Source organism: Pseudorhodoplanes sp. (assembly GCF_050250235.1).
Taxonomy (GTDB): Bacteria; Pseudomonadota; Alphaproteobacteria; order Rhizobiales; family Xanthobacteraceae; genus Pseudorhodoplanes.
On record NZ_JBFWPA010000248.1, the window covers coordinates 1 to 5,395 of the forward strand.

General features: G+C 54.7%; 6 protein-coding genes. 2 read left to right on the top strand and 4 right to left on the bottom strand.

From position 1 onward, the window contains the following. Positions 1-189 precede the first annotated feature (189 nt). The 4 genes from AB7F49_RS37850 to AB7F49_RS37865 all read right to left on the bottom strand — a co-directional run bounded on the left by AB7F49_RS37850 (position 190) and on the right by AB7F49_RS37865 (position 4,414). Positions 190-1,815 (bottom strand): GMC family oxidoreductase, encoded by a 1,626-nt coding sequence (locus tag AB7F49_RS37850; protein ID WP_428532690.1) that lies wholly within the window; start codon positions 1,813-1,815, stop codon positions 190-192. A gap of 111 nt (positions 1,816-1,926) precedes the next feature. Next, the gene (locus AB7F49_RS37855; protein ID WP_428532693.1) at positions 1,927-2,406 is read right to left on the bottom strand and encodes an aromatic-ring-hydroxylating dioxygenase subunit beta; all 480 of its coding nucleotides are present in this window, start codon (positions 2,404-2,406) and stop codon (positions 1,927-1,929) included. A 1-nt stretch (position 2,407) separates the two neighbouring features. Next, positions 2,408-3,667: an aromatic ring-hydroxylating dioxygenase subunit alpha gene (locus tag AB7F49_RS37860; protein WP_428532696.1), complete on the bottom strand. Its 1,260-nt coding sequence runs from the start codon at positions 3,665-3,667 to the stop codon at positions 2,408-2,410. Between the two features lie 210 nt (positions 3,668-3,877). Continuing rightward, positions 3,878-4,414 carry a MarR family winged helix-turn-helix transcriptional regulator gene (locus AB7F49_RS37865; RefSeq protein WP_428532699.1) on the bottom strand — a complete coding sequence of 179 codons (537 nt, stop codon included), beginning with the start codon at positions 4,412-4,414 and terminating at the stop codon, positions 3,878-3,880. A gap of 57 nt (positions 4,415-4,471) precedes the next feature. Between AB7F49_RS37865 and AB7F49_RS37870 the strand changes: the two genes are divergently transcribed. Both AB7F49_RS37870 and AB7F49_RS37875 read left to right on the top strand, forming a co-directional pair. Then, positions 4,472-5,032 (top strand): carboxymuconolactone decarboxylase family protein, encoded by a 561-nt coding sequence (locus AB7F49_RS37870; RefSeq protein ID WP_428532702.1) that lies wholly within the window; start codon positions 4,472-4,474, stop codon positions 5,030-5,032. 17 nt (positions 5,033-5,049) lie between these two features. After that, the coding region (locus AB7F49_RS37875; RefSeq protein WP_428532705.1) for a hypothetical protein at positions 5,050-5,395 on the top strand (346 nt) is incomplete at its 3' end.

Genomic DNA, 5,395 nt, shown 5'->3' on the forward strand with positions numbered 1-5,395 from the left:
TTCTGTGCCGAGAAGCCGAGCAACGAACTGTCCAGCACCCGGCCTATATCGACCGCACCCACTTTACCAAGTGTTTTCAGCATGGCTGCGCTCCCTTTCTTCAACGAGCAAAAGCGTTTTAGTCGACGACTACGTATTTGAGTTTCAAGAGTTTGGCAGCGATTGCTCAACGATCGACGAAAACAATGCTCACGCACGTATCATGTCGGCTGCTTTTTCGGCGATCATGATTACGATGCCGTTTATGTTTCCACCGACGAGATCCGGCATCACGGAGGCGTCTACCACGCGTAGTCCGTCAACCCCGCACACGCGTAGCTGCGGATCCACAACCCGCTCCCTATCGTTTGAGGCGCCCATTCGGCAAGTGCCCACGGGATGATGAACCGTCACGGACGTTTTACGAATAAACGCGTCAATTTCGTCATCCGAGCTCACTCCGGGACCCGGCGCCAGCTCGATTCCTCTATGAGCACTCATGGCAGGCTGCGCCATTATCCTGCGAAGAATCCGCATACCGCGTCTCAAGGTCTCTCGATCTGATGGCTCGGCCAAAAAATTAGGAGAGATCAGGGGGGCGGCAGCGGGGTCATCCGATGCCAATGTGATGCGCCCTCTGCTTTCCGGCCTCAACAAAACGACGCGGCATCCGAACGTATCAGGCACGGGCGGGATGAATGGCCTGAGCCAGGGATGAGAGGGCAGTGGGGCTGCGAGAAAAAGAAGTTGAACGTCGGGTAATTTTGAGCGCGGTGTCGTTTTAATAAAGCCGGTAACCCCGGTCGGCACATCGCTGGCAAAGGTTTCCGCGCCCAGCCAGGATCCGATCATCGACTGCATTAATCGATCGTAGCGCATGGCCGGCTCGAACGGACCTTCGTCCATGCGCCGATGTGTCAGCATCACAGACAAGTGGTCTCTGAGGTTGCAACCTACTGCCGAATTTTCGACCTTGGCAGGGATTCCCTTTTCCTTAAGTTGGGCAGGGTCGCCGACACCGGACAGCATCAAAATCTGCGGTGAGTTGATTACGCCTCCGCAAAGGATCACTTCCCTGAGCGCTCGGGCAGTGTGCGTCTTACCTCCTCTGCGGTAATTCACGCCGACTGCTCGATGTCCTTCAATGACGACCTTGGTGACGAGCGACTTGACGACGACATGCAGCGACTTGCGATTCAAGGCGGGCCTCAAATAGGCCACTGCGGCACTGCAGCGGCGCCCTCGGTGAATAGTCTGCTGAATACGGGCCATCCCCTCCTGCTGCTCGGCGTTGTAGTCCCGCACCTCGGCATAGCCCGCCTGAGTGCCTGCCTCGATGAAGGATGCGAGCAGCGGATCTTCGTACCTGCTGTATCGCACTTTCAGCGGGCCCGCTCCTCCTCTAAACGCGTTGTCGCCCTCCTCCCAGGTCTCCGCCTTCTTGAAATATGGAAGGACTCGCTCGTACGACCAGTCCTCCAGCCCGAGAGCTGCCCATCGTTCGTAATCGCCGCGATTCCCTCGCATGTAGACCATCACGTTAACGGACGAGCAACCGCCGACGATCCTTCCGCGAGCGCATTCGATAGCTCGCCCATCAAGCCCCACGTCCGGCTGCATGAAGTAGCCCCAATCATGCATTCGTTCCGGAAAAATCTTCCCTATTCCGATCGGAATGTGGATGAACGGATCGCGATCCCATGTACCCGCTTCAAGCAATAATACCGACGAGCCGTCCTCGCTTAGTCGATTCGCGAGCACGCAGCCGGCGGAACCGGCACCAACTATGATGAAGTCGTAAGCCTCTTTAGAATCAGTCAATGGAAACGCTGGCAATTGCAATCTCCCCAAGATTGGCGCTCTCTAGGATCGATAGGCGTCCTCTTTTAGAATCATATGAATCGAGCGCTTTAATTATTCGTTCGGCGACAGAATCAACTCTCCTGCTTAAACGGGATAAATGATCGAATTGGGCACAAGTGTGGAGTCATAAATGCAATGGCGTTCCGAAAAGCGCCAAACGCCATCCGACTCTAGCAACAGCCGATCTAGATATCGCCCTACCATCAAGATTCTCGGCAAACTTTCCGGCAGTACTTCAATCACCGAAAAATTGGCTACCGCCTCTATCTCGGTGTCATCGCATTTCGTTATTCTTAAATTCGTGACGTGATGACGTAGATAGCGCGGCTCGTACATCATTGTTTCGAGCACCGCGGTGACGCGGTCATACAGCATGCCTTTGCTTTCACACCGCATGATTGCCAGCGGCATGCCGCGCTCTACGTTCTCACGAGGGATGATGAGATATAGACAATTTTCCGTGAAAAACTCCGGCCATTGTTCGAGCGGACCATCGTCCAAGGCTTCCGCGTACCTCGCGTACAGATCTTCGAGCTGTCGATAAGCGATCGATTCGGCGACCACGTCAGAGCTCCATGATTTCTCTGTAATACTTATAGAACGCACGAATCGCCGTTTCGGTCACCATGTGCTCCTCGTCAGCGGTCGCTGTCCCGCCCATTTCGAGAATTGCCTCGCACTCGGGATAAGACCGCAACCCGTCCTGCGCGAGCTTCATCACTTCGCTATCGTCGCCGGAGACGAGACCAGACGCACTCATGAGATTGGCTTGTCGCAATCGCCTCAGTGTCATCGCCGCATCGTCATCCGCATAACCAAAAAACGTCCATGACAGCTCGAATGAGCCAGGATCCCTGGGTTGGATCTGCCTCATCGCAATGGTGTTCGACTGTTGCTGCACGATGAGATTCGGCCAAATCGTGTGCATGACAACGGTCGCGGCGTCTTTGAATTCTTTTACGGGATCCAACAATCTAGGATCCCTTAGTCTGAAGTCGCTTCGAAGATTTGCGATGTCCTTAGTGTGCTCCGTCGCCTGATGGCTGCCGCGGCGGGAAATTAGCAAGCCGTGCCGACCCGTCCTATCCATCTTGACTTGCGATTCCTGGTCCGCGCGAAACAGCCCGAAGGTCACCAGGAATACATGCAGAAGCGAGGCGTGATAGGGATCCTTGATATTCTCGAACATGAGCTTCCAGTTGCCCGGAATCAGCTGGCGGGTATACCCCAGCACCTGGAGCTGTCGCCCATCGAAGACGCGCTCGAAATAGTATCGGTTGGTTTCGCCCAGGTAATCGGTGAAATTTTCAATGTCCTGACAAAAGGACGCAAAGATAACGCCGTTGTGCTCTGTCACCCGAAGCTGCTGTAACCCATGCGCCGTCAGATCGAAATCCGATGGCATCCCTCCTTGTCCTTTTACGCCGCCGCGAAACGGCACGCCTTTTAAAGCGCCGTTCAGATCGTATGTCCATTGATGATATGGACACGTGAATTTCGTCGCCTTGCCGTGCCGCTGTCTGCAAAACTTGACGCCTCTGTGCGCGCAGCGATTGGCAAACGCGCGCAATGCGCCGTCTCGGTTTCTACAAACAATGACTGATCTATTTCCTATCGTTGTACTCAGGAAGCTGCCGGGCTCAGGCAGTTCAACTGCAAGCCCAGCATATGACCAGCTCCTCCCGCAGAAGATCCTCGACATCTCCGTAGAAAAGATTTCTTCATCCGTATAGATCCAATAGGGTACGCGGCTGTAATTCCCCGGGGTCCACGGACTGCGCGAATTAGAAGTGATCGAGGTTGAGCCTGCTACATTGCTTGCCATAAATCACCAGCGCTCGTTGATACCGATAAAAACATTGGCGAAGTCTTTGGTTTTTATAAAAAGCGGACGATACTTGCGTTCCTTGATCGGAGAACAGTCAATAATTCATCTCGCCCATTGTCGGAATTTTCGTCTCGCTTCTTCGCATCGTTCGATGGCGACGGGAATGTCATCATGTAGTCGGCGTAGTCGCGTTTTCGGGGATGGACCTTAAGAGACCGACTTGAGTTTTGCGCCCGACCGCGCTGTCCTTCTTGCGCTTTCCCGAGGCTTCTCCACCTCAACGTCGTTGCCAAGCCGCGCTTCGAGATTTTCGCGAAGCTTGGCGAGCAACGAATGCAGCTGCGCCACCTCTTTCGCTGTCAGTCCCGCCGTTGCACTGGCATTCACCATTACTGCGTACGGCAGTAGCTTTGCCTGAAGCGCGCGACCGCGTGCCGTGAGGTGGACGTGACTGTTACGACGATCGATCTCCGAACGTCGGCGCTCGATATAACCGCGTTCCTCCATCTTGACGAGCTGCAAAGCGGTAGTCGGCTCCGTTGCGCAAACACGTTTACTTAGCTCTCGCTGAGTAATTCCATCCTCTTCCCACAATGCACGCAGGTAAAACCACATGCCTACCGGAATATCGAAATTGGCCAAGTGATTCTGCAAGTCCTGCGCAAATGCTAGATGGGTCATACGAACCATCGCACCAGTGCTTTCGCTGAGCGGGAATTCGCTTTTCGGCGTGCCCCGTTTCATAATTTCGCATCCTATGTTAAATTGATTAGCAATAAAAGTATTTATATTGAATGAGCCATGAGCACATTGATACCTCGCCTCGGGTTCGAGGAGCTCGCGCCCGAAGTCGCGGACGGCTTGCGTGCCAAAGTTGCGCGACTTGGATATCTGGGTGAGTTTTTTGCCGCAACCGCACATCAGCCTCAGGCGCTCAAGGCCTTCATGGATTTTACGGAGTTTTCGAAAGGTGAACTCGACATGCGGTTGGTCGAGCTTATCGCGCTCACGGTGGCCACCATCAAGCACGTCGCCTACGAAAGGAATCAGCACGAACGGCTGGCGGTGAGGCTGGGCTATGGTCGAGCGTGGATAGCCGCGGTGGAAGCCTTGGCGCCTGACGATCAACCTGAACTGAGCCGAGAAGAACGCACGGTCCAGCGCTTCGTCATCTCGGCAGTCCGCTCAAACGGTATCGAAGGCTCGATGCTGCTCGACGCAGTAGTCGAACAGCTGGGTGTCAAGCGCGCGGTCGCCGTACTTTTCGTCATGGGCCGCTATACCACCCACGCGATCATCGTAAACAGCCTTGCAATCACTGCGCCGGTTCCGTCGATCTTCGAAGACGGGTTCAATGGATAAGTAGAGGAGTCGAGGTGATGGATCAAGCTCCAGTCAAATTCATCGATCAGGTCGGAGGAACGGCTCGCACGTGCGATCCTGAAACCTGGAAACCTGCGAAGGAATGGTGGCCCGTCACGATTACTCGCGAACAATTTGAAGAGCAGATCGAACGACTTGCATCCGCGCCGCACCCGGCAAATGGCCGCCGGCAAGTGCAGTTCGTACATCCTAGTGCGAATCCAGCGACGCCAGGTCTGAATCCGGGTGTGAGAGTGACCCTGGACGTGCTCCTACCCGGCGAGGAAACCGCGCCAATCCGTCACAACTCGACGCAAATAAATTTTTGCATACGCGGAAGAGGAATGACCATTGTCGGTGGCA

Bases quoted from the DNA above. Each gene is read 5' to 3' on its own strand.
- AB7F49_RS37870 (WP_428532702.1), top strand. From the start codon at position 4,472: ATGAGCACATTGATACCTCGCCTCGGGTTCGAGGAGCTCGCGCCCGAA.
- AB7F49_RS37860 (WP_428532696.1), bottom strand. From the start codon at position 3,667: ATGGCAAGCAATGTAGCAGGCTCAACCTCGATCACTTCTAATTCGCGC.
- AB7F49_RS37865 (WP_428532699.1), bottom strand. From the start codon at position 4,414: ATGAAACGGGGCACGCCGAAAAGCGAATTCCCGCTCAGCGAAAGCACT.